Source organism: Aeromicrobium fastidiosum (assembly GCF_017876595.1).
GTDB classification, from domain to species: domain Bacteria; phylum Actinomycetota; class Actinomycetes; order Propionibacteriales; family Nocardioidaceae; genus Aeromicrobium; species Aeromicrobium fastidiosum.
In genome coordinates this window covers 413576-437619 of record NZ_JAGIOG010000001.1, presented here as the reverse complement: position 1 = coordinate 437619, position 24044 = coordinate 413576, and the positions used below count along the sequence as shown (strand labels likewise).

Below are 24044 nucleotides of genomic sequence, written 5' to 3'. Positions count from 1 at the left end.
AAAGACCCCCGCTGCCTGCCGCACCGGGGGTCTTGTCATGCCTGGACGGCTACTCGGTCTCGGTCTCCGTGGAGCTCTCGCTGCCGCTGACAGCGGCGGGGACGAGGCCGTCGCCGCCGGCGACGTCCTCGTACTCCCCCGCGTGGTCGGCGCGTGCCACGACCGGGGCGTCGATCTCGACCTCGGCCGAGTCGCTGAACGTGTAGGTGACCGTGACGTAGTCTCCGGGCACGGCACCGGACGTGACGACGAAGACGCTGTCGGGAGTCGTGCCGCCCAGCGTCGTGAACGCCCGGCTGGCCAGCGTCAGCGGAGCCTTGGGGGCCTTGACCGTGAGGGTCTTGCCGTCCTCGTCGACGACGGTGACCTTGGTCAGCGTCTGGTCGGTGTCGAGGTTGCTGACGACGCCGGCCGACAGCGTTGCGGAGCCGTCTCGGTTGCCCACGAGCAGCGTGTTGTGCGACTCGACCTCGCCGCGCTCGTTGGCACCGACGGCGGGCTGGTAGACCTGATTGGTCTGGGCGCCGAAGCTCGTGCCGCAGGCGGTCAGGGTCAGTCCTGCCACGGCGGTCAGGGAGACGGCGGTCAGACGGCGACGTCGTACGGAGCTCACCAGGTCACGCTTTCTTTAGGGAGACGTTCGGGGACGGATCCGCCGGGGACGGCGAGAGGGCCGGGAGCCCGCTCCGATGATATCGGAGGGCGTCCGTCGCTGTGCCTTTGACCTGCTGACATCTGGTCTGCTATGGGGTCCATCCCCTGAAAGCGCAAGGGCCGCAGTGGGCTCCTCATGGTATTCTTGGAATCTACGAAGGGTGTTTTCTCTATGACTTTTACTGTCGGCGAAACCGTTGTGTATCCCAATCACGGTGCTGCAGTGATCGAGGACATCGAGACCCGGACGATCAAGGGCGAGGAGCGTGATTACCTCGTGCTGCGCATCGTCTCGCAGAACGACCTGGTCGTCCGCGTCCCCGCGTGCAACCTCGATCTGGTCGGAGTCCGCGACGTCGTCGACGAAGCAGGACTCGAGCGGGTCTTCGGAGTTCTCCGTGCCGAGCACGTCGAGGAGCCGACCAACTGGTCGCGCCGCTACAAGGCCAACCTCGAGAAGCTGCACTCCGGTGACGTGCTGAAGGTGGCCGAGGTCGTGCGCGACCTGTGGCGCCGCGATCACGAGCGTGGCCTGTCGGCCGGCGAGAAGCGCATGCTGGCCAAGGCCCGCCAGATCCTGGTCTCCGAGCTCGCGCTCGCCGAGAAGACCAACGAAGACAAGGCCGAGACCCGTCTCGACGAGGTCCTCGCGTCCTGATCTGAGTTGTCCGACGCCCCGGTCCCCGCCTGTACGGGGACCGGGGCCTCGTGCGTCCGGCCCCGGGGAGCGGTGCGTCAGCGTCCACCGCAACGATCGCCGTGGACGCCAGCGCACCGGCCCCGCGGATGGGTGGACGCCAGCGCACCGGCCAGCGCGGGTCAGCGCGGGACGACGAGGGCCGTGGCGATCGCGGCGATGCCCTCGCCGCGTCCGGTCAGGCCCAGCCCGTCGGTCGTCGTGGCCGAGAGACTGACGGCACCGCCGATCGCGTCCGAGAGCACCCGCTGGGACTGCTCGCGGCGGGGTCCGATCTTCGGGCGGTTGCCGATGACCTGCACCGACACGTTGCCGACGGTCCAGCCGTGCTCGTCCAGGCGGCGGGCCGTCTCGACCAGAAAGTCGGCCCCCGCGGCACCTGACCACTGCGGGTCGGACGTGCCGAAGTGGCTGCCGATGTCGCCGAGTCCCGCGGCTCCGAGCACCGCGTCGACGATCGCGTGGGCCACGCAGTCGCCGTCGGAGTGTCCCTCGAGTCCCTGCGGCTCGTCTGGCCACTCGAGTCCGGCGAGCCACATCGGGCGACCGTCGACGAGCCGGTGGACGTCGGTGCCGATGCCGATGCGCGCGGAAGTCACACCGCGATCATGCCAGTTCATCCGGCGCGGGTTGGTGCCGCGCGCGAGGATGACCGGGTGAGATCTCGTGCGACGACCGCAGCCGGCGTGCTGGCCGCAGCGGCCGCGATCGCGGCCAGCGAGGCCCTCGCCGCGGTGCTCGACCTCCGGGAGTCGCCGCTGCTGTCGGTGGGGCAGTCGGTCATCGCCCTGACCCCCGGCCCCGTGGCCGAGGCCATCATCGGGGTCGTCGGCACGGGCGACAAGCCGTTGGCCGTCGCGAGCGTCGCCGTCGCGATCCTCGTGCTCGGCGGCGTCGTCGGGCGGTGGTGGCAGACCCGACGTCTCGCGGCGTTCTCCCTCGTCGCGGTCCTCGTCGTCCTCGCGGTCGCGTCGGTGCTGTCGCGCCCGTACGCGTCGCCTGAGGGCGTCTTCGCCTCTGTGGCCGGGGGTGTCGTGCTGATGGGGGTGCTGCAGCTGCTGCTCCGCGAGGGCCAGCACACGACGGTCGACGCGTCGCGCCGCATCTTCCTGCGCACGGCTGCCGCGGTCGCCGTCGCGACCGTCGTGGTGGGTGCCGCCGGCCAGGCCCTCGCGTCGCGGCACCGCCGTCGCGAGGTCGTCGAGCGGGCCCGCGCCGCGCTGAAGATCCCGACCCGCGCCGTCGTCGTCCCGGCCGGGGCCGATCTCGACATCCAGGGGCAGGCGCCCTGGCTGACGTCCAACCGCGACTTCTACCGCATCGACACGGCCCTGCAGGCACCCCTGATCGACCCGGCCGAGTGGAGGCTGCGCATCCACGGCATGGTCGATCGCGAGCTGACGCTGTCGTACCAGGACCTGCTCGACCGCGGCCTGACCGACGCGTGGATCACGATCTGCTGCGTATCCAACGAGGTCGGCGGCGACCTGATCGGCAACACCGTGTGGGGAGGCGTTCCGATCAAGGGCATCCTCGAGGAGGTCGGTGTCCGGGCCGGTGCCGACGCCCTGCTGTCGACGTCGGAGGACGGCTGGACGTGCGGCACGCCGATCGACGCGTTGATGGACGGCCGCGACGCCCTGCTGGCCCTGACCATGAACGGCGAGCCGCTGCCGGTGCCGCACGGTTTCCCGGTGCGCCAGGTCGTGCCGGGGCTCTATGGCTACGTCTCGGCGACCAAGTGGGTCACAGACTGGGAGGTCACCCGGTTCGCCGACTTCGAGGCCTACTGGACCCAGCGCGGCTGGGGCGAACGGGGACCCGTCAAGACGCAGTCACGCATCGACGTCCCGGCCGACGGCAGCACGGTCGACGCGGGCACCATGACGATCGCCGGTGTCGCGTGGGCCCAGCACGTCGGCATCGAACGGGTCGAGGTCAGGATCGACGACGCCGACTGGCGCGAGGCGACGCTCGCGGTGGCGCCGAACCCCGACACGTGGGTGCAGTGGAGCATCGACTGGGACGCCGAGCCGGGTCGCCACGACATCCAGGTGCGGGCCACCGACGCGACGGGTGCGACGCAGACCGCCGAGCGGGCCGACGTGCTGCCGGATGGTGCCACGGGCTACGACGGCATCACGGTCTCGGTCGGCTGACCTTTCGACAAGCTCAAGGGGCGGGCTGGGTCAGGGGAGCGGGACGCTGTCGGGTCGGATGACGTAGACGACGCCGCCGCTGCCGCCCAGCCACGCCCTCTCGAGCTGCGCACGGGAGTAGACCCGGCGGACGTTCGAGTTCTTCGACCCCGCCGGGTCGTTGACGATGACGTCGCCCGTCGCGGTGAACCCTCGGATGACCAGCAGGTGGCCCGGCGTCGACGAGATCGGGGCGCCCGTGAGCTGTCCGCGGCCGAAGGCGACCGAGGCGACCAGCGGGATGCCGGCGCGGATGTAGGCCTCCGCGTCGCGCAGCGAGCCGAGCCGCGTCACGTAGGCGTCGAGGGAGTAGCCCGCCGCGTAGGCAGTGTTGAACGGCCAGTTGCCGGTGCCCTTGTACTGGTGGTCGTACGTGTAGCGGGCGGCGTGGTCGACGAACGAGTCGGCGAAGCGCGACCACGAGTAGGCCGAGGCCGAGGGCCCGCGGCCGAAGAACCGCATGACCATCGAGGTCGACGTGGGGGAGCACCATGCCTCGCCACCGCCGCCCCACTGCGGGAACTCGCCGCGGTGGATCATCTGGGACGACTGGGGCACGGCCAGCTCGGTGGCGGCGGTCATGGTCGTGGCGCTGGTGGGGGCGGAGCGGGTGGTGAACGTCGCGGCGACGGCGTTGACGGCGTGCAGCGTGGGGGTGGACTTGCTGCCCTTGGGGCGGTGCAGGATGACCCGCACCTGGTAGCGGTCGAAGCTCTGTCCGGCGTTGGCGATCACGGTGTCGGTCGAGAGTCGCGCGATGTCGTCGGCCTGCGCGGGGTAGGAGGACCGCTTGACCCGCGACGTGCTGCCGGCCCAGCGGGCGACGGTGTCCCAGCTGCCGACTCCGGAGGCGTTGCGCACCCGGACGTCGATGCGGGCCCAAGTGCCGCCGGGCGTCGTGATGCTCCACGAGGGGATCAGCGAGGTCGCGCCGAAGCCGGTCGACTGCCACGGGCTCTGCCACGAGCCCTTGTCGTACGACTTCTTGCGGCCGGAGACGCGAGGGTCCTTGTACGTCGTGCCGGTCGTGCCGGTGCCGATCGTCATGCGGCCGGACTTCGCGGCGAGCCCCTTGGCGGTGCCGGCGGCGAAGTCGGAGGTGGACGTCCAGCGGTTGAAGGCGCTCTGGTCGGAGGCCGCCGAGGCCGAGGTCGGGACGGCGGTGACGAGGCCGAGGCCCATGACGGAGGCGGCGAGCAGGGGAAGGATGCGGCGCATCGCACCATGGTAGGCGTCGAATGGGGCGGGTGGGGCAGATGTGACAGGATGCCCGGCCGCGGACGACGATCGCCGCAGGACCGCGAGCCGATAGTCTTGCCGCGTGGCACTCCACCTCTACGACACCGCGTCCCGGCAGACCCGCGCCCTCGACCCGGTGGTCCCGGGCGAGGTGTCGATCTACCACTGCGGCCTGACGGTGCAGGGTCCGCCGCACATCGGCCACATCCGCAAGGAGGTCGTGTTCGACGTGCTGCGCCGCTGGCTCGAGCGCTCGGGCCTCGAGGTCACGATCGTCGCCAACGTCACCGACATCGATGACAAGATCCTGGCCAAGGGCGTCGAACAGGGACGTCCGTGGTTCGCGGTCGCCTACGAGAACGAGCGGGCCCTGCACGCGGCCTACGAGGTGCTGGGCTGCATCCCGCCGACGTACGAGCCCCGGGCGACCGGCGTCGTCCCCGAGATGATCGAGCTCATGCAGACCCTGATCGAGCGGGGCCACGCGTACGCCGCCGGCGACGAGTCGGGTGACGTCTACTTCGACGTCCGGTCGTGGCCCGCCTACGGCGAGCTGTCGCGGCAGAAGGTCGACGACATGCTCAACGCCGAGGACGCCCCGCCCGAGGGCAAGCGCGACGGCCGCGACTTCGCGCTCTGGAAGGGGCACAAGGACGGCGACCCGGAGTCGGCGTCGTGGTCGACGCCGTGGGGCCGCGGACGTCCCGGCTGGCACCTGGAGTGCTCGGCGATGGCCGCCAAGTACCTCGGCCACGAGTTCGACATCCACGGCGGCGGGCTCGACCTGCGCTTCCCGCACCACGAGAACGAGCTCGCGCAGTCGCGTGCCGCGGGGCAGCCGTTCGCCCGGGTGTGGATGCACAATGCGATGCTCAACCTGGCCGGCGCGAAGATGTCGAAGTCGGTCGGCAACACCCTCATGGTCAGCGAGGTCGTCAAGCGCGTCCGGCCGATCGACCTGCGCTACTACCTCGCCGCGTCGCACTACCGCTCGATCGTCGAGTTCTCCGAGGAGTCGCTGGCCGAGGCCGCGACGGCCTTCGGCCGGGTCGAGGGATTCGTCCGCCGTGCCGCCGAGCTGTGCGGGCCCGGCGAGCCGGGCGACGTCCCTGCCGAGTTCGCTGCTGCGATGGACGACGACCTGTCGGTGCCGGCCGCACTGGCGGTGCTCCAGGGGCACGTCACCGACGGCAACTCGCTCGTCGCGGCAGGTGCCTCGGACGCCCTGGCGGGGGTTCTCGCGGCCGTCCGCGGGATGCTCGACGTGCTCGGTTTGGACCCGCTGTCCCCGACGTGGGATCGTGGGGGTGACGATGCGGCCTATGCGCAGGTGATCGACTCCCTCGTCGAGGGACTTCTCGAGCAGCGCCAGCAGGCACGTGCCACCAAGGACTTCGCCACCGCAGACCGTGTGCGCGACCAGCTCACGGCGGCCGGCATCGACATCGAGGACACGCCGCAGGGTGCGCGCTGGTCCGTGAAGACTGATCTTCTAGGGAGCTAGCACCATGCCAGGCAACAGCAATCGCAGAGGCGCCATCAAGAAGACCGGCAAGGGCAACCCCACGGCCGGTTCGGGTGGCCGTCGCCGCCAGGGACTCGAGGGCAAGGGCCCGACGCCCCGCGCGGAGGACCGCCCCAACCACAAGCTCTACAAGATGAAGAACGCGACGGCCAAGCGCGAGCAGGCCCGTCCCAAGCGCGGCAAGCCCGGCGAGGCCGCCGAGTGGGTCGCCGGACGCAACTCCGTGCTCGAGCTGCTGCGCGCGACGGTGCCGGTGCACGCGCTGTACGTCGCCGAGGGCACCGACCGCGACGAGAAGATCCGCGAGATCTTCAAGCTCGCCGCCGAGCAGCACGTCAGCCTGCTCGAGATCGGTCGCATCGAGCTCGACAAGCTCACGGGTGGTGCCGTCCACCAGGGCATCGCCGCCAAGCTCAACGCCTACGAGTACGCCAACCCGCAGGACCTCATGGACCTCGCGGCCGAGCGTGACGAGCCGGCGCTGATCCTGGTGCTCGACGGCATCACCGACCCCCGCAACCTCGGCGCGATCATCCGCTCGGCCTCGGGTTTCGGTGCACACGGCGTCGTCATCCCCGAGCGTCGCGCAGCGCAGATCACCGCCGCGGCCTGGAAGACGTCGGCCGGTGCGGCGGCCCGCGTGCCGGTCGCACGCGTCACCAACATCACGCGCACGCTCAAGCAGTTCCAGGAGGACGGCTGCATGGTCATCGGCCTGGCCGCCGACGGCACGGTCGACGTCGCCGACTCGCAGATGGTCGACGGCCCGCTGGTCGTCGTCATCGGCAGCGAGGGCAAGGGCCTGTCGCGCCTCGTCGGTGAGACGTGCGACGAGATCGTGTCGATCCCGATGAGCACGGGCCTCGAGAGCCTCAACGCCGGTGTCGCGGCGGGCATCGCGCTCTACGCGATCAGCCAGCAGCGGGGCTGACCGTCCGTCGTAGCACGGTCGTCGTGCCGTCGACGGATCGTCCGAGATGTGGGAGTGCGGTGCTGACTGATGACGACAGGCATACCGTCGAAGACATGAGCACCCACGACGACACTCCGGCGACCGACCCGGCCGTGCTCCAGAAGTCGTTCCGCTCCGCGATGGGCAACGTGGCTGCCGCCGTCTCGGTCGTCACGACGTTCCACGACGGTGCGCCGCACGGCACGACCGTCAGCGCGTTCTCGTCGCTGTCGATGGACCCGCCGATGCTGCTGGTCTCGCTCGACAACCGCTCCCAGCTGCTGGCCAAGCTCGAGGTCGGCTCGCGCATCGGCGTCAACGTGCTGGCCGCCCACCAGGACCAGATCGCCCTGCGCTTCGCGGGCAAGGGCGACGACAAGTTCCTCGACGTCCCGTGGCAGCTCGAGGACGGGGCCCCGGCCCTGTCGGATCGTCACGCCTGGGTCGCGCTGACCGTGGCCCAGCTGGTCGTCGCCGGTGACCACACGCTCGTGCTCGGCGACGTCGAGGCGGCTGACACGTCGTCCAACCTGGCGCTGACCTACTGGCAGCGCGCCTTCGGCAGCCACCAGAGCTTCTGACGCCCGCCCGCCGGCGGGCCGGCGTTGCGTCATACCTTCTGGGGGTCATGGCCATCAGAAGCCATGACGCACGGGGTGGGGTCAGGTCGTGAGGCCCTTGCGGCGGAGCACCGGCAGGACGCCCTCGGCGAACCAGTAGGCCTCCTCGACGTGCGGGTACCCCGACAGCACGAACTCCTCGACCCCGACGGCCGCGTACTCGGCGATGAGGTCCGCGACCTCGGTGTGGCTGCCGACCAGCGCCGTGCCGGCACCGCTGCGCATCAGGCCGATGCCCGACCACAGCGCGGGGTGCACCTCCAGCTGGCGGGCCTCCGTGAACGTCGTGAGGCCCCCGTGCAGCTCGCGCATACGGCGCTGGCCCTCCGACTCGCTGCTGGCGATGGCCTCCTGGGCCTTGGCGATGTCGGCGGGGTCGAGCTGGGCCAGCATGTCGTCGGCGACCCGCCAGGCGTCCTCGGAGTGGTCGCGGCTGATGGTGTGCAGCCGCACCCCGAAGCGCACGGTGCGTCCCTCGGCCTCGGCCAGGCCGCGGATCCAGGCGATCTTCTCGGCGACCGCGGCGGGCGGCTCGCCCCACGTCAGGTAGACGTCCGTGTGCGCCGCCGTGACAGGCCCTGCCGCGGCCGACGAGCCGCCGAGATAGATCTCCGGCACCTGCGCCGGTCGGCGCGTGCGGGCGTCCTCGACGTCGTAGTAGTCGCCGGTGAAGCTGCTGCCCGCGTCGGTGAACGACTCCCGGAACACCTGCAGGAACTCCGCTGCCCGGGCGTAGCGGTCGTCCTTGCCCACCCGGTCGCCGAAGCGCAGCTGCTCGGAGGGATCGCCGCCCACGACGACGTTGAGCAGCAGCCGGTTCGACGACAGTCGCTGGAACGTCGACGACATCTGCGCCAGCAGTGTCGGGGTGATGAGCCCGGGACGCAGCGCGACGAGGAACTTGAGCCGCTCGGTCTCGGGGATCAGGGCCGAGGCGACGATCCACGCGTCCTCGCAGGGGGTGCCGGTTGGCGTCAGGACGGCGTCGAAGCCGAGGTCCTCGGCGGTGCGGGCGACATGGGCCAGGTAGCGGAGGTCGGGCTCGCGGAACCGGCCGGCGGTGTCGATCGATCCGCCGGTGCGGCCGACGTCGCTCGGCACGCTGTGGCCGCCGCCCACGAGGGCGCGGCTGTCGCCGGTGGTGGGCAGGAACCAGTCGAACGTGAGCGTCATCGGGGTTTCTCCTGAGGTGCGTGGTGGGTCAGAGCTGGGGGCCGCGGGGCGGACGTTCGCCGCGGACGGCCCACCGCCCCAGATGCTGCAGCTTCCAGCGGACGGGGTCGTGCAGGGTGTGGGTGCGGGCGTTGCGCCAATGGCGGTGCAGGTCGAGCCGGTCGTCGCTGGACCGCGTGCCGCCGAGCTCGAACAGCGCGTTCGTGACGGAGATGGCCGCCCGGTCGGCGAGCACCTTGGCAGTCGCGACCTGCAGGGACGCCTCGGCGGCGGCCTCGTCGGTGCGGGCGCGGTCGACGAGGTCGACCGCAGCGCCGGCGGCGGCCAGCGTGGCCTCGGCTGCGCGCACCTCGACCTCGAGCTCGCCGAACCGCTGCACCAGCAGGGGGTCGTCCTCGGCGCGGTCGACCTGCGCCTCGAACCATGGCCGGCTCGACGACCGCACGAAGGCCGCTGCCTCGGTCAGGGCACCCCGCGCGATGCCGACGTCGATCGCGGCATGCAGGCCCTGGGCGAGCGCGCCGTAGCCGTACGGCCCGGTCACTGCGTCGGCGCGTGGAGCGATGTGCGAGGTCGGCAGCCGCACGGCGTCGAAGGTGATCGTGCCGCTCGCGGTGGTGCGCTGGCCCATGCCGGTCCAGTCGTCGACGAGAGCCACGCCGGGAGCGTCGGCACGCACGAAGCCGATGTGGTCGAGCCCTTCGGCGTCCCGTGCGAGCACCGCCAGCCAGTCGGCGGTGAGGCTGCCGGTGCAGTAGAACTTCTCGCCGTCCACGACGGCCTCTTGCCCCTCGGGACGGATCGTCGTGCGGATGTCGGTGAGGGTGCGGCCGCCACGCTCGGACTGAGCATTGGCGACCCTTGCACCGCCGAGGACGGAGGCGAAGATCTGGTCCTTCAGCGCGGTCGGGCCGGCGAGCTCGACGAGTCGCAGGTAGACGAAGTGGCTCTGCGGGATCTGCGCGACGTTCGGATCGGCCGTGGCCAGCAGCCGCGTCACCTCGAAGGCCGCCGCCGCGCCGCCGCCGACCCCGCCGTGGGACGCCGGCACCGTCACGGCGAGCGCACCGACGCGCGACAGCTCGTCGAGCTCGGCGCGGGGGAGTCGCCGCTCGCGGTCGCGGTCGACGGCTCCCTCCGCGATCGTCGGGACGAGCTCGCGCACGGCGGCCAGCAGCTCGGGGACGCTCGACACCGTCAGGACGCGGCTTCGAGCGGGAGGGCCGACCACGTCGAGGTGTAGTCGAGGCCGCTGCGCTTGAACAGCTGGGTCACGGGGCAGCGGCGCTCGAGCTCGCTGACGAGCGTCGCGAACGTCGCCTCGTCGGCGTCGGTCTGCACGCTGGCCGTGATCGAGACGGCGTCGAAGTTGGCGTTGCCCTCGGCACCACCGACCAGCACGGACGGGTCGAGGTCGCCCTGAGCCGCGAAGGTGAACGCGCCGAGCGTGACGCCGAGGTCCTTCGCGACGAGCTGGGCGGTGATCTGGTTGCACGAGGTCAGGGCGCCGAGCGCGTAGACCAGCGGGCTGGGGGAGGCGTCGGTGCCGCCGAACGCGGGGTACGTGTCCGACCGGAAGTCGTGCCGGTTGTCGCCGGCCACGACGAGGTCCTGGATCACGCCGGTCCCGCTGGCGTCGACGACGAACGGGACGGTCTGCTTGCTCTGCTGGGTCATGGGAGTCCTTCGGTGGGTGAGTCTCGATCGTGCCCCGCGAACAGGGGCGGTCCCGGACGTTCTCGACGTCCGGGACCGCCCGGCGGGACACGGTGTTCCGTGCTACCTCGCGTGCCTCACGTGTACCAGGACGGCTCCGGCAGCTGGCCCAGCAGCGCGTACTCGCCGACCTCGCGGCGCTTGTAGGCGACGGGGTCGTGCAGCGTGTGCGTGCGGGCGTTGCGCCAGTAGATGTCGAGGCCCACCGAGCTGCTCGTGGCACGGGCGCCCGTCAGCTCGTAGATCTTGGTGCCGACCTCGAGCGCGACGTCGGTCGTCAGCTGCTTGACCGCCGCGATGCGGACCGCGGCGTGACCGCGCTCCTCGGGCGTCAAGGCCTCGCGCTCGGCGTGCAGCAGGCCCGAGATCTCGGCACCTGCGGCATCGGCGAGGGCCTCAGCGGCCCAGACCTGCGACTGCAGGCGTCCGTAGCCCTCGAGGACGTACCACTCCTCGGACGCACTCTCCTTGTTGTCGCCGCCGTACGGCCACGCCCGGGTGTTCTTGCGGGTGTACGCCGTCCCGGCCTTGAGACCGCCCTGCGCGATGCCCAGGTAGAAGTTGGCGAAGACCAGCTGGATCGCCGGCAGGTTGAGCGTCCCGTACGTCAGCTCGACGGGCTCCTTGTCGACGTAGCCGGCCGCGGCCGCCCACGGGATGCGGACGTCGGTGATCGTGACGCCGCCGGACTCGGTGAGCCGCTGGCCGAGGTTGTCCCAGTCGTCGTGGAAGGCGATGCCGTCCTGCTGCGTCGGGACGATCGCGAACACGTGCTTCTCGGTGCCCTCGAGGACTCCCTCGAGGACCGTGAGGTCGCTGATCTTCGAGCCCGTCGAGAACGACTTGCGGCCGTTGTAGACCAGCTCGTCACCGTCCTCGGTGATCGTCAGGTCGTTGTCGCGTGGGTTGACCGCACCGCCGAAGAAGAAGTCGTTCGTCGTGTAGAGCTCTTCGACCGCCGCGATCTGGTCGGGCGTGCCGACCAGGCGGACGGCCCACGCCCACAGGTAGTGGTAGCCGATGAGCTGGCCGATCGACCCGTCGCCCGACGCGATCTCGCGGATGACCTGATAGGCGGTCTCCCACGTCTCGCCGGCACCACCGTGCTCGACGGGGCCGAGCAGGGTCACGAGCCCGGCGTCCTTGAGCAGCTGCACCTCGGCGGTGGGGACTGCCTGCGTGCGGTCGCGCTCGACGGCGTCGGTCGCGAGGATGCCGGCGACGTCGGCGGCACGGTCGAGCCAGCCGGCGGTCGTCGTGGGTCGGGGCCTTCCCTTCCACGGCGAGGAGGACAGCGCTTCGTGAACTGTTGTGGTCATAGTCTTTCCTTGTCTCTCTACTGGGGATGACATGCCTGCCGGGTCCTGGTCGACCCGGCAGGCACTTTCTTTCGGGCGAGTGGTTCAGCGGGCGGGGGCGAGCTCGCCGGCGCGGACGGCGTCCGCCTCGAGCTCGCGGACGATCGGCAGCACCTTCTCGCCGAAGTACGCGATGTCCTCGAGGTAGTGCAGGAAGCCGAGCAGGAACAGGTCGACGCCGAGCTTCTTGTACTCGACGATCCGGGTCGCGATCTGCTCCGGCGTGCCGATCAGGCCCGTGCGGAAGCCGTCGTTGTACTGGACGAGATCGCGGGTCGTGGAGTCCGCCCACATCCCCTTGCCGTCGCCGCTCGACGCGCCGGCCTGCCGGACCGCCTGGCGGAAGCCCTCGACGGCCTCGGGATTGGCCTTGGCGATGATCTCCTCCAGCACCGCGTGCGCCTCGTCCTCGGAGTCACGGGCCACGACGAAGCCGTTGAGGCCGAACTTCGGCGGCGTCACGCGTCCGGCCAGCGCGGCGTTCTGCCTGACCTCGAGGTACTGCTCGGTGAACCCGTCGAAGTCCTTGCCGTTGGAGAAGTACCAGTCGGCGACGGTGCCGCCGTTGCGGCGGGCCGCCGTGGAGTTGCCACCCTGGAAGATCTCGGGGTGCGCGCGACCCGGCACGTCGACGGGCGCGGGCTGGAGCGTGAAGTCGTGGATCCGGTAGAAGTCGCCCCGGTGCTCGAAGTTCTTCTCCGTCCAGAGCCCGCGCAGCACGCGGATGAACTCCTCGCTGCGGCGGTAGCGCTCGTCGTGCTCGAGCCACGCCTCGCCGAGGCCCGTGAACTCGTCCTTGAACCAGCCGCTCACGACGTTCACGGCAGCCCGGCCACCCGAGATGTGGTCGGCGGTGATGATGAACTTCGCGAGCACGGCGGGGTGCCACAGGCCGGGGTGCACGGCGGCGATGACCTTGAGCTTCTCGGTCTGGGTCAGCAGGGCCAGGCTCAACGACGTCGACTCGTGCTGCTGGTCGGCCCCGTACGAGGCGGTGTACCGCACCTGGCTGAGGGCGTACTCGAAGCCGACCTTCTCGGCGAGCTGCGCGACCTCGACGTTGAAGTCGTACGACCAGTCGGTGCGCTGCTCGATCGTGCTGGTGACGAGGCCACCGGAGACGTTGGGGACCCAGTAGGCGAACTTCAACGGGTCGGTGGAGGGGAGGCTGGGTGTTTCGGGCATGGCAGAACGGTCCCTTCGGGATGGGTGGTGCGTGTGAGGTGAGGACGGGGCGGGTGTCGTCAGTGACGGCGACAGCTGCGGCAGGTGGTGCCGGTGGCCGGTGTGCTCATGACCTCGACGGTAGGCCCGTGACGAGCCCGTGCGGGGGGCTCTCACGTCGTGGACGGACGAGGTGTGGGAGGGCTCGCGCGTGATAAACGCGCGCGTCGCCCCCGCCGTAGCGTCATGGGAACGGAGGGTCAGAACCCTCGCTCTCTATGACGCAAGCGCGGGTGGGGCGAGCGGCGCGTCAGCCCAGGACGCGGTCGAGGTAGGGGTTCGAGAACGTCCGACCGGGGTCGAGCTCGTTCCGGACGGCCACGAAGTCGCCGAAGCGCGCGTACCGTCCGGCGAAGTAGTCGGCGTCGAGCGTGTGCAGCTTGCCCCAGTGGGGGCGTCCCTCGTGCGCCGTGAAGATGTCCTGGGCGGCGGCGAAGTAGTCGCGGTAGTCGCTGCGCCAGTACTGGTGCACCGCGACGTAGCAGTTGTCGCGCTCGTGGCCGGTCGACATCCACACGTCGTCGGCCGCGGTGAACCGCACCTCGATCGGGAACGAGATGTTCTCGTGCCCCGCCCCGAACCACGCCCCGAGCTCGCCGAGCACGTGAGGCAGGGCCGCGCGGGGCATCGCGAACTCCGACTCGCGGAACCGCACGGTGCGCGACGAGACGAAGACCTCGAACGAGTCGTCGACGTACTCGCGGGGGCTCAGCAGCGAGGCGGCGACGCCGTTGAGTCGCGGTATCCACGAGCGCTGACGGGCGACGACCCGGTTGAGCCCCTCGAACGCGGTGTTGCTGAGCAGCTCGTCGTCGAGCCAGTGCCGGAAGCGGCCGAGGGGACGCCGGACCGTGCCCTCGGCGACCCGGTTGTTGCGCTTGGTCAGCGTCTTGGTCGTGTGCGGGAACCAGTAGAACTCGAAGTGGTCGTTGTCGTCGACGAGCTCGTCGAGCCGCTCCAGGACGGCCGGCAGGGCCATCGGCTCCTCGCGGGCGTGCAGCAGGAACGCGGGGACGCACTGCAGCGTCACCTCGGTCACGATGCCCAGCGCGCCGAGCGTCACGCGCGCCGCGCCGAACCACGGGTGCTGCTCGTCGATCTCGAGCACCTCGCCCGTCGCGGTGACGAGCTGCACCGCGACGACGGCCGCGGAGATGCCGAACAGGCGTCCGCCCGTGCCGTGGGTGCCGGTGGAGATCGCCCCGGCGACCGACTGCGGGTCGACGTCGCCGAGGTTGGGCAGCGCGAGCCCGCGGGCGTTCAGTTGCGGGTTGAGGTCGTGCAACGAGATGCCGGCCTGCACCCGCACGCGTCCGGTCGCGGTGTCGGAGGAGACGATCGAGGTCATGCGGTCGAGCCGCACGAGCACGCCGTCGGTCGCGCCGATCGCGGTGAAGGAGTGGCTCGCGCCGATCGCCTTGACCGTCAGGCCCGCCGCGACGGCCTCGCGGACGATCGCCGCGACGTCGTCGGTCGACGTCGGGTGAGCGATGCGGACGGGGTGGGACTCGGCACTGCGTCCCCAGTTGGTCCAGTGGTGACCGGACGTGTGCTCAGCCAAAGTTCTTCCCCTCGCCCCGGTAGGTCGGCACGACCTCGACGGCCCCGTCCGCGCCGACGACCGCGACGGCGTCGAATCGCTCGCACATCTCGCCGGCCTTGGCGTAGCGCATGACGACGCGGTCGCCGATCGCGAGCGACTTCGCGGCGCGTCCCTTGACGGGGCTCTGCACCTCGCCGGCCCCCTCGGTGCCGATCGCCGTCAGGCCCTCGGGCCAGGTCGGCAGCGGCTGCCGGTTCTTGTTGGTCGGTCCGGACGCGATGTAGCCGCCCGCGAACAGCGTCGCGATGTTCTTGGCGGGCTTGCGGACGACCGACAGCACGAAGTAGGCGGCCGGGCGCGACTCGAAGGCGTCGTAGCCGTCGAACAGGACGGGGGAGAAGAGGCCTGATCCGGCGGTGAGCTCGGTGATGGACGGGTCCTGGCCAGTGACCTCGAGGCTGCCCGTGCCGCCGGCGTTGACGATCTCGAGGCGCGCGTGCTCGCCGACCGCGCGGACGACCTCGCCGCGACGCTCGAGCAGCTCGGCGGCCGACCGCTGCTTGATCAGGCGCACGGCGCGCGACGTGTCGGGCAGGCCGGCGATCTGGGCGTCGTAGAACATCAGCCCGACGAGGTCGAACCCGGCGCGCTGCTCGATCGCGGCGGCCAGCCTGCGCGCCTGGCGGGCGGTGTGCACGGGGGAGCGGCGCACGCCCAGGTGGATCGGACCGAGCTTGAGGGACGCGTCGACGTCGATGCAGACCCGGATCGGTGGGTGGTCGCGACCGATCAGCGCGTCGATGTGGTCGAGCGACTCGGTGCTGTCGACCATGAGCGTGATCGCGGCCCGGCGACGGTCGTCGGCGACGAGGTCGAGCAGGCCCTGGCGGCTGGCCGTCGGGTAGGCCAGCAGGACGTCGTCGAGGCCGTGGTCGACGAGCCAGTTCGACTCGGCCAGCGAGTACGACATGACGCCGGCGAAGCCGTCGAGACTCAGGGTCTGCTCGATGATCGACCGGACGCGCACCGACTTGCTGGCGACGCGGATGGGGACCCCCGCGGCTCGGCGCACGAGGTCGTCGGCGTTGGCCTGCAGGGCCGGCGCGTCGACCAGCGCGAAGGGCGTCTCGATCCGGCTCGTCGCATCGAGCAGCCGGTCGAAGAGTGCGTGCATCTGGTCAGTATGTCGCAGCAGGGTTCCACGTCGAGGTCGTCGATACTGGACCGATGCGCAGGTGGCTCGGAGGTCTCGTCGCGGTGGCGGTCGTCGCCGCCGGATGCACGTCGACGACCGGCGACGACGCACCGGTACCCACGCCACGGACGTCCGCGACGTCGGACGTGCCGGCGATCAGCCTGACCTCGCTCGGCATCGACTGGCCGCGTGCAGGATCGGCGCTCGAGGTGACTGCGCCGCCGTCCGCACCCGAGGGCTTCGACGACGCCCTGCTCGGCCGGATGTCGGACGTCCTGGAGGCGTGGGCCACCGCCACGACGACCGACCCCGACGTCTGGCAGGGCGACGCACCGGTCGACACCGTCACCGCGACGCTCCCCGCCAAGCCCGCGGCGGCGCTGCGCCAGCAGACGGCCGATGCCGTCTCGCCCGAGCTGGCGGTCGCCAACGTGTTCGGCGACGACGTCACGGTCGTGGGCGAGCCGCGCGTCACGACGGCGTGGAAGGTCTCGACGCAGGACGACGACTCGGGTCAGGAGTACGTCCTGCTCGAGCTGCAGACCCGGGCCGCGTACGAGGTGCGACTCGGCGACGACGGACCCACCCAGGTCGTCGGCGTGCTCCGGGTGCACGGCCTGAGTGCGTATCCCGGCACGACCGACGACTTTGGGGTCAGCGGTGGCTGGCAGGAGTTCGGGGCCGGTGACTGCGCCCTGGCCCTCGACGACGACCTCGTCCCCGACAACGACGCCGCGGACGCGGCCGCCGACCTCGCGACGTTCGCCGACATCGGCGGCCAGCCGTCCGTGCGGATGCCGGCCCTCGACACCGACGAGCAGGTCGACGGTGCCTACCTGCAGCGCTGCCGCGACTCGACGACCTAGGCACCCGAGATGTCGGCACTTGTCGACCTGTTGCGTGCTCGAAACCCACCAGAAGTGCCGACATCTCGGTATGGGGGCGGGTCCGCGGACACCTTCGTGCCCAGACCCTTACGATGGAGCCTCGGGCCTGGCCCGTACGCCCCTGTAGCTCAGTTGGTAGAGCGCCTCACTTGTAATGAGGATGTCGCGGGTTCGACTCCTGTCGGGGGCTCCGTGTGACGTCTTGAGCAGCGACGTTCCTCAGCGCGACGGGTCGATCATTGTCATGCCGGCGACGGTGGCCCGGTCGAACCGGGGGAGCAGATCGGCGGCCTCCTCGAGGCCGATCGTGCGCTCGATCAGATCCTGGGGTCGGAGCGTTCCCCGCACGATGAGGTCGAGCATCCCGGGGTAGTCGACGGCGGCCATCCCGTGCGAGCCGAGCAGGTCGAGCTCCCAGCCGATGACCCGGTCCATCGGGACGCGCGGATGGCCGTCGATCGGCTGGAGCAGCCCGATCTGGACGTGGCGACCGCGACGACGAAGGCTGTGGACGGCGACGGAGCAGGTCTGCTCGCTGCCCACGGCGTCGACCGACACGTGGCTCCCGCCGTCCGTGAGCTCGTGGATGGCCGTGGCCAGGTCGGCGTCGTCGGCCAGCAGGGCGTGGTCGGCACCCAGGGCCGACGCTGCGGCGAGCGCCTCGGGGTTGCGGTCGACGACCACGACGTGGGCACCGAGCGCCTGGGCGATCATGACCGTGCTGAGCCCGACGCCTCCGGCCCCGACGATCGTGACCCACTCGCCGTCGGCGACGTGCGCGCGGCTCGTCAGCGCCCGGTAGGCCGTCGCGAACCTGCAGCCGAGGCTCGCGGCGGTCGCGAAGTCGACGGCGTCCGGGATCGCGACGAGGTTGACGTCGGCCTCGAACAGCGCGACGCGCTCGGCAAACGAGCCCCAGTCGGTGAAGCCCGGCTGCCGCTGGTGGCGGCACACCTGGGCGTCGCCGGCCAGGCACCACTCGCACGTCCCGCATCCGCAGACGAACGGGACCGTGACGCGGTCGCCGACGCCCCAGAGGGTGACTCCGGCGCCGACCTCGACGACGACCCCGGCCAGCTCGTGCCCGGGGACGTGCGGGAAGGCGATGTCGTCGTGGCCGGCCCAGCCGTGCCAGTCACTGCGGCACATCCCGGTCGCCCTGACCTCGACGACGACTCCGCCGTCAGGTGCGACGGGCGCGTCGACCTCGCGGACCTCGGGTTCGGCAGCGATGGACGGGACGACGACGGCACGCATGAGTCCATGGTGCCGACAGCCGGCTGGGCTCGCGAGGTCGAGGGTCCACGCGCCCGAGTGGTGCATTCACGGTCTCGAGTGCTGCGTCGTGGACCGACACGCCGTCTCGGAACGTCCAGACAGCACCACTCGCGGGTCCTCGGGGGCTAGCGAGGGAGGGAGGCGGCGAGGGCTGCGATGTGGTCGGGTCCGACCTCGCAGCAGCCGCCGACCAGCCGCGCACCCGCCTCGATCCACGACGGCACGAGGTCGAGGTCGAACGTCGCGCGTCCGGTCCAGACGTGCTGGTCGGCGTCCCACACCCGACCTTGGTTGGGGTAGGCCACCCCGGCGGTGACCCCTGCGGCCCGGGCGGCGTGCAGTGCGCCCAGCACCTCGTCGGGCGCGCAGCAGTTGACCCCTGCGGCGATGACCGACGTGCTGCCGGCGACGACGGCGAAGGCCTCGTCGAGCGGCTGCCCCGCGCGCGTGCGTCCGTCGGCGACGGCGTACGAGAACCACGCGTCGATGCCGAGGTCGTCGAGCAGGGGCACCAGCACCTCCGCCTCGCGGACGTCGGGGATCGTCTCGACCGCGAGGACGTCGGGGGCGGCAGCGGCCAACACCTCGAGCCGCCGGGCGTGGAAGTCGTGAAGCGTCCGTGCCGTCACCCCGTAGTCGCCCCGGTACTCCGAGCCGTCGGCCAGGGCAGCGCCGTACGGACCGACCGAGGCGGCGACCCACGACGGCTCGGCACCCATCGCGGAGTCCCGGGCCCGCCGGGCCAGCCGGACGCTGTCGCCGATCAGGCGGTCCGCGGTGTCGGGCGACATCCCCGTCGACCCGAAGCCGTCGCGGCTGGCCTGGTAGCTCGCGGTCGTCGACACCTGCGCACCTGCGGCGAGGTAGCGCCCGTGCGCGGCGACGACCTGGTCGGGCGAGTCCCGCAGGAGCGCCGCGGTCCAGAGATCCGACGACAGATCGCACCCCGCCTCGGCCAGGACGGTCGAGAGCCCGCCGTCGAGCACGACGACGGTGTCGGTGGCGACGGCGTGACGCAGGGTCGAGGTCGGGCTGGTCATGGCACGAGCCTAGGAGAGACCGGCCGGTGTGATCTGCTGGTGCCGCGCATCGCGATGAGGCGAGCCGACGCGCAGGAGACGGAGACCACGGATGTACGAGCCGACACGCACGGACGGGACGATGAACGGCGGCGTCTCGCACTGGTACTCCGAGATCGGCCTCCCGGTGCCGGGGGCGCCGCTGGCGCGTGACCTCGACGTCGACGCGTGCATCGTCGGCGGCGGCCTGACGGGGCTGTGGACCGCGTACTACCTCAAGCAGGCCGACCCCACGATCCGCATCGCGGTGCTCGAGGCCGAGTTCGCCGGGTTCGGTGCCTCGGGACGCAACGGCGGGTGGCTGTCGTCGGCGCTGATGGGCAGCGCGTCGGCGTATGCACGTGGCCCGCGGGGCACGGAGGGCGTGCAGGCCCTCGAGGACGAGCTGCGGTCGTCGGTCGACGAGGTCATCCGCGTCGCGGCCGCTGAGGGCATCGACGCCGACATCGTCAAGTCGGGCGTGCTGTCGGTCGCACGGTCACCCGCGCAGCTGCTGAGGGTGCGGGCGGGTCTGGCCGACGCCCTTCCGGGAAACCGTGCGGTCGAGCTCAGTGGCGACGAGACGAGCCGTCGGATCGCGGTCGCCGGTGCCATCGGCGGCTCCTTCGACCCCGACTGCGCCAGGGTGCAGCCCGCGAGGCTGACGCGAGGCCTGCTCTCGGTCGTCCGGGCGATGGGCGTCGAGGTGCACGAGAGCACGCGGGCCCTGCGCATCGAGCCGGGACTCGTGACGACGCAGCACGCCCGCGTCCGCGCGCCTCACGTGCTGCGCTGCACCGAGGGATACACCGCCCGCATCCACGGGCTGCGCCGGCACTGGCTGCCCATGAACTCCGCGATGATCGTGACCGATCCGCTGCCCGAGCACGTGTGGTCCGAGATCGGCTGGGAGGGGCGTGAGCTGCTCGGCGACGCCGCCAGCGCCTACTTCTACGCGCAGCGCACCGCCGACGACCGCATCGCGATCGGCGGACGCGGCGTCCCCTACCGCTTCGCCTCGCACACCGACACCAACGGCGAGACGCAGGCGTGGACGATCGAGTCGCTGCGCGGCATCCTCGACTCCGCGTTCCCGCAGGCGCGGCACGTTCCGGTCGCCCGGGCGTGGTGCGGCGTGCTGGCGGTGCCGCGCGACTGGTGCGCCAGCGTCGGCGTCGAGCGCCGCACGGGTCTCGGCTGGGCCGGGGGCTATGTGGGCCACGGCGTGACCGCGACGAACCTCGCGGGTCGGACGCTGCGCGACCTCGTCCTGCGTGAGTCGACCGACCTGACGGCGCTGCCGTGGGTCGACCACCGGGTGCGTCGCTGGGAGCCGGAGCCGCTGCGCTGGCTGGGCGTCAAGGCGATGTACGGCCTCTACCGCGCGGCGGACCGGCACGAGGACGAGGGAGGTCCGTCGGTCAGTCGCCTGGCCCGCCTCGGGGACCGGCTGTCGGGACGCTGACCGCGCCGGGCCATGCTCAGACCCGGCGCGGCGCGGCCGCCCGCAGGTCGTGCACCAGCACCGCGACGCCGAGCGACAGGGTCGACTCGGCGTCGTCGAGGTCGACGCCGAGGATCGTCTCGAGGCGACGGAGGCGTCCGTAGAGGGCCTGGCGGCTCAGGTGGGCGTCGGCGGCGACTGCGGCCTTGTTGCCCCCGAGCCGCAGGTACGAGCGCAGCAGCCGCAGGAGGTCGTCGCGGGTGCCGGCGTCGTGGGCGAGCAGCGGGCCCAGCTCGGACTCCGCGAACGCGACGACCCGGTCGTCCGACTGCAGCTCGGCCACGAGACCGCGGATGCGGACGTCGCCCGACCGGTACCAGGGTCGCGGCGGCCCGGGCAGCGCGCGCCCCGCCGAGGCGATGTGCATCGTGGTGCGCAGCTGGGCCGTGGCCCCCAGGAGTGACGTCGAGGTCAGGCCGATGCCGAGCGTGACGGGATCGCGCGTGCCCTGTCGTGAGCTGAACGCCGACGACAGGGCCGTGAGCGCGGCGTCGTCTCGGGCCCCCGGCCTCAGGGCCAGCACGAGCCCGACGTGGCCGTCTGCGACACCGCCGGCGATCGCGTCGAGACCGGCCGCACGGACCGCCCCGCCGGCGGCCTCGAGCTGTGCGCGTGCGCGCCGCTGCCGGACGATCTGGTCGGTCACCGCGGTGGCGCCGAAGTGCGCCACGACCGGCAGGTACTGCGACCGCGCCGGCACGCCGAGGGCCCGGGCGCGGGCGACGGCGTCGACCTCGTCGACCACGCGGGCCTCCATGAGGTCGAGCAGCAGCGACTCCCGGGCCTGGAACTGCAGGCCCGCGACGTCGCGCTCGACGAGCCGCGACAGCTGCAACGCCTGCGCCGCGCGCTGCAGGACGACCGAGGTCTCGACCGGGTCGGCGACCGCCTGCGGCGCGACGAGGCGTCCCCACGCCGATCCGCGCAGACCGACGGGGCACGTCAACCAGCCCTCGGCCCCTGTCGTCCCTGCTTCGGCAAGCACCGGGGCGGCGCGCGACCGCTCCTCCCACCGGTCGAGCACGTCGCGCGGCGAGCGGTCGGCGGCGGCCAGGGCGACGACGTGCCGCCCGGCGTCCTCGAGGACGATCGTCTCGTCGACGAGCGCGGCGGCCCGGGTCACGATCGTGGCGGCGTCGGCGCTGTCGAGACTCAGCTCGGTGAACACCTCGTGGGTCTGCTGGGCGAAGGCCAGGCCGCGGTACTGCTCGCCGACGATCGCCCGGTGCACCGCCTCGGTGACCTCGACGAACTTGACGGGTCCGCGCAGCGCGACGAGCGGCAGTCCGTGCGTGCGAGCCTCCGCGACGACCTCGGGCGGCAGCTCGGGCAGCCGGGCACCCAGCTCGACGACCAGGCCGCACGCGTCGGCTGCCGCGAGCTGGCGCACGAAGCCGGACGGGTCGGCGTCGGGCCCGGCGAGCGGCAGGCCCGTCGTCAGCACGACCTCCTGCCCGTCGAGCAGGTCGAGCAGGTCGCGCATCTCGGTGACGTGCACCCAGCGCACGGGACGGTCGAGGCCGGCACCCCCCACCACGACATCGGGAAGCCCGTCGGCGAGGACCTTCATCGTCAGCATCGAGCGCAGGGTGGGGGTCACGGGACAAGGCTAGGTGATGGGTTGACACTGTGTACGGCTCAACGCCGACGCAGTGACACTGTGCGCGTTCCGGGACGCGGTCGGATGCCCGACGATGGGAGGGTGACACTTCGAGGAGACGCTTTGAGCACCCACACGCAGCACTGGATCGCCGGCACCACGCACGCCGGCACGAGCGACCGCACCGGCGAGGTGACGAACCCCGCGACGGGCCAAGTCGCCTCGACCGTGGCACTGGCTTCGGCGGACGACGTCGACGCGGCCGTGGCTGCGGCGAAGGCCGCCTTCCCCGGCTGGCGCGACACGTCGCTGGCCAAGCGCACGCAGGTGCTGTTCCGATTCCGCGAGCTGCTCAACCAGCGGGCCCCCGAGCTCGCCGCGATCATCACCTCCGAGCACGGCAAGGTGCTGTCCGACGCCGCCGGCGAGGTCGCCCGCGGCCAGGAGGTCGTGGAGTTCGCGTGCGGCATCCCGCACCTGCTCAAGGGCGGCTTCACCGAGAACGCCTCCACCGGGGTCGACGTCCACTCCGTGCGGCAGCCGCTGGGGCCGGTCGCGATCATCAGCCCGTTCAACTTCCCGGCGATGGTGCCCATGTGGTTCTTCCCGATCGCGATCGCGGCCGGCAACACCGTCGTGCTCAAGCCGTCGGAGAAGGTGCCGACCGCGGCCAACTGGATCGCGCAGCTGTGGAAGGACGCGGGCCTGCCCGACGGCGTCTTCAACGTGCTGCACGGCGACAAGGTCGCGGTCGACGGGCTGCTGACGCACCCCGACGTCAAGAGCGTCTCGTTCGTCGGCTCGACCCCCATCGCCAAGTACGTCTACGAGACCGGCACGGCGCACGGCAAGCGCGTCCAGGCCCTCGGCGGTGCCAAGAACCACATGATCGTGCTGCCCGACGCCGATCTCGACCTCGCCGCCGACCAGGCCATCAACGCGGGCTTCGGCTCGGCGGGCGAGCGCTGCATGGCGATCTCGGCGTGCGTCGCGGTCGGCGACATCGCCGACGAGCTCGTGGCCAAGATCAAGCAGCGCGCCGAGGCGCTGCGCACCGGCGACGGCACCCGGGGATGCGACATGGGCCCGCTCGTGACGGCCGCCGCACGCGACCGGGTGGCGGGCTTCGTCGACGCCGGCGAGGCCGAGGGTGCGACGCTGGTCGTCGACGGCCGCGACCCGTCGGTCGACGCCGACGGCGAGGGCTTCTTCGTGGGGCCGACGCTGTTCGACCACGTCACGACCGGCATGAGCATCTACACCGAGGAGATCTTCGGCCCCGTGCTCGCGGTGCTGCGCGTCGACTCGTACGACGAGGCGCTGGAGATCATCAACTCCAACCCCTACGGCAACGGCACCGCGATCTTCACCAACGACGGTGGCGCTGCCCGCCGCTTCCAGAACGAGGTCGAGGTCGGGATGATCGGCATCAACGTGCCGGTGCCCGTCCCGATGGCCTACTACTCGTTCGGCGGCTGGAAGAACTCGTTGTTCGGCGACAGCCACGCGCACGGCACCGAGGGCGTCCACTTCTTCACCCGCGGCAAGGTCGTCACCTCCCGCTGGCTCGACCCGAGCCACGGCGGCATCAACCTCGGGTTCCCCCAGAACGCCTGACCTCCA

The 24044-nt window shown here is 71.5% G+C and carries 21 protein-coding genes and 1 tRNA gene; 9 read left to right on the top strand and 13 right to left on the bottom strand.

The annotated features are described in order from the left end of the window. Positions 1-49 precede the first annotated feature (49 nt). Positions 50-613: a hypothetical protein gene (locus JOF40_RS02155; RefSeq protein WP_129179680.1), complete on the bottom strand. Its 564-nt coding sequence runs from the start codon at positions 611-613 to the stop codon at positions 50-52. A gap of 213 nt (positions 614-826) precedes the next feature. Here JOF40_RS02155 and JOF40_RS02150 point away from each other — a divergent pair, with 213 nt between their 5' ends. Then, a complete protein-coding gene (locus tag JOF40_RS02150; protein WP_056612020.1) occupies positions 827-1312 on the top strand; it encodes a CarD family transcriptional regulator in 486 nt (161 codons plus the stop codon). A gap of 161 nt (positions 1313-1473) precedes the next feature. Here the strand turns inward: JOF40_RS02150 and ispF are convergent, their stop codons facing one another. After that, the gene (gene ispF / locus JOF40_RS02145) at positions 1474-1971 is read right to left on the bottom strand and encodes a 2-C-methyl-D-erythritol 2,4-cyclodiphosphate synthase (RefSeq protein WP_129179678.1); all 498 of its coding nucleotides are present in this window, start codon (positions 1969-1971) and stop codon (positions 1474-1476) included. A gap of 36 nt (positions 1972-2007) precedes the next feature. Between ispF and JOF40_RS02140 the strand changes: the two genes are divergently transcribed. Then, positions 2008-3510, top strand: coding sequence for a molybdopterin-dependent oxidoreductase (locus JOF40_RS02140; protein WP_246152691.1), 1503 nt, complete (start codon positions 2008-2010; stop codon positions 3508-3510). Positions 3511-3540: 30 nt separating this feature from the next. Here JOF40_RS02140 and JOF40_RS02135 read toward each other — a convergent pair whose 3' ends face one another. Continuing rightward, the gene (locus tag JOF40_RS02135; protein ID WP_129179676.1) at positions 3541-4767 is read right to left on the bottom strand and encodes a C39 family peptidase; all 1227 of its coding nucleotides are present in this window, start codon (positions 4765-4767) and stop codon (positions 3541-3543) included. 103 nt (positions 4768-4870) lie between these two features. Here JOF40_RS02135 and cysS point away from each other — a divergent pair, with 103 nt between their 5' ends. The 3 genes from cysS to JOF40_RS02120 all read left to right on the top strand — a co-directional run bounded on the left by cysS (position 4871) and on the right by JOF40_RS02120 (position 7846). Then, complete coding sequence (gene cysS, locus JOF40_RS02130) at positions 4871-6292, top strand: cysteine--tRNA ligase (protein ID WP_129179675.1); 1422 nt, start codon at positions 4871-4873, stop codon at positions 6290-6292. A 4-nt stretch (positions 6293-6296) separates the two neighbouring features. After that, a complete protein-coding gene (gene rlmB / locus JOF40_RS02125) occupies positions 6297-7244 on the top strand; it encodes a 23S rRNA (guanosine(2251)-2'-O)-methyltransferase RlmB (protein ID WP_129179673.1) in 948 nt (315 codons plus the stop codon). Positions 7245-7339: 95 nt separating this feature from the next. Then, positions 7340-7846 carry a flavin reductase family protein gene (locus JOF40_RS02120; protein WP_129179671.1) on the top strand — a complete coding sequence of 169 codons (507 nt, stop codon included), beginning with the start codon at positions 7340-7342 and terminating at the stop codon, positions 7844-7846. 81 nt (positions 7847-7927) lie between these two features. Here JOF40_RS02120 and JOF40_RS02115 read toward each other — a convergent pair whose 3' ends face one another. From JOF40_RS02115 to JOF40_RS02085, 7 genes are all read right to left on the bottom strand, one after another. Next, on the bottom strand, positions 7928-9058 hold the full coding sequence (locus JOF40_RS02115; protein ID WP_129179669.1) for an LLM class flavin-dependent oxidoreductase: 1131 nt from the start codon (positions 9056-9058) through the stop codon (positions 7928-7930). Positions 9059-9086: 28 nt separating this feature from the next. Further along, positions 9087-10289 carry an SfnB family sulfur acquisition oxidoreductase gene (locus JOF40_RS02110; RefSeq protein ID WP_129179667.1) on the bottom strand — a complete coding sequence of 401 codons (1203 nt, stop codon included), beginning with the start codon at positions 10287-10289 and terminating at the stop codon, positions 9087-9089. Further along, a complete protein-coding gene (locus tag JOF40_RS02105) occupies positions 10256-10735 on the bottom strand; it encodes an OsmC family protein (RefSeq protein ID WP_129179665.1) in 480 nt (159 codons plus the stop codon). The genes JOF40_RS02110 and JOF40_RS02105 overlap by 34 nt, the downstream gene beginning before the upstream one ends. Positions 10736-10851: 116 nt before the next feature. Next, a complete protein-coding gene (locus JOF40_RS02100) occupies positions 10852-12093 on the bottom strand; it encodes an acyl-CoA dehydrogenase family protein (protein ID WP_129179663.1) in 1242 nt (413 codons plus the stop codon). An 84-nt stretch (positions 12094-12177) separates the two neighbouring features. Then, the gene (gene sfnG / locus JOF40_RS02095) at positions 12178-13317 is read right to left on the bottom strand and encodes a dimethylsulfone monooxygenase SfnG (protein WP_129179661.1); all 1140 of its coding nucleotides are present in this window, start codon (positions 13315-13317) and stop codon (positions 12178-12180) included. A gap of 289 nt (positions 13318-13606) precedes the next feature. Then, the gene (locus tag JOF40_RS02090) at positions 13607-14917 is read right to left on the bottom strand and encodes a D-arabinono-1,4-lactone oxidase (RefSeq protein ID WP_129179659.1); all 1311 of its coding nucleotides are present in this window, start codon (positions 14915-14917) and stop codon (positions 13607-13609) included. Next, complete coding sequence (locus JOF40_RS02085; RefSeq protein ID WP_129179657.1) at positions 14910-16073, bottom strand: alanine racemase; 1164 nt, start codon at positions 16071-16073, stop codon at positions 14910-14912. Before JOF40_RS02085 ends, JOF40_RS02090 begins: the two co-directional genes overlap by 8 nt. A gap of 53 nt (positions 16074-16126) precedes the next feature. On the opposite strand from JOF40_RS02085, the gene JOF40_RS02080 reads away from it, so the two are divergent. After that, complete coding sequence (locus JOF40_RS02080) at positions 16127-16960, top strand: hypothetical protein (RefSeq protein WP_129179655.1); 834 nt, start codon at positions 16127-16129, stop codon at positions 16958-16960. 138 nt (positions 16961-17098) lie between these two features. Next, a tRNA-Thr gene (locus tag JOF40_RS02075) sits at positions 17099-17171 on the top strand. A gap of 29 nt (positions 17172-17200) precedes the next feature. Here JOF40_RS02075 and JOF40_RS02070 read toward each other — a convergent pair. After that, positions 17201-18238 (bottom strand): zinc-binding dehydrogenase, encoded by a 1038-nt coding sequence (locus JOF40_RS02070; RefSeq protein ID WP_129179653.1) that lies wholly within the window; start codon positions 18236-18238, stop codon positions 17201-17203. Positions 18239-18384: 146 nt separating this feature from the next. Next, positions 18385-19299 carry a homocysteine S-methyltransferase gene (mmuM, locus tag JOF40_RS02065; protein WP_129179651.1) on the bottom strand — a complete coding sequence of 305 codons (915 nt, stop codon included), beginning with the start codon at positions 19297-19299 and terminating at the stop codon, positions 18385-18387. 91 nt (positions 19300-19390) lie between these two features. On the opposite strand from mmuM, the gene JOF40_RS02060 reads away from it, so the two are divergent. Then, positions 19391-20782, top strand: a complete 1392-nt coding sequence (locus tag JOF40_RS02060; RefSeq protein WP_129179649.1) for an NAD(P)/FAD-dependent oxidoreductase — start codon at positions 19391-19393, stop codon at positions 20780-20782. 16 nt (positions 20783-20798) lie between these two features. Here the strand turns inward: JOF40_RS02060 and JOF40_RS02055 are convergent, their stop codons facing one another. Next, positions 20799-22421 carry a PucR family transcriptional regulator gene (locus JOF40_RS02055; protein WP_129179647.1) on the bottom strand — a complete coding sequence of 541 codons (1623 nt, stop codon included), beginning with the start codon at positions 22419-22421 and terminating at the stop codon, positions 20799-20801. A gap of 84 nt (positions 22422-22505) precedes the next feature. Between JOF40_RS02055 and JOF40_RS02050 the strand changes: the two genes are divergently transcribed. Continuing rightward, complete coding sequence (locus tag JOF40_RS02050; RefSeq protein ID WP_129179646.1) at positions 22506-24038, top strand: CoA-acylating methylmalonate-semialdehyde dehydrogenase; 1533 nt, start codon at positions 22506-22508, stop codon at positions 24036-24038. Positions 24039-24044: the final 6 nt, after the last annotated feature.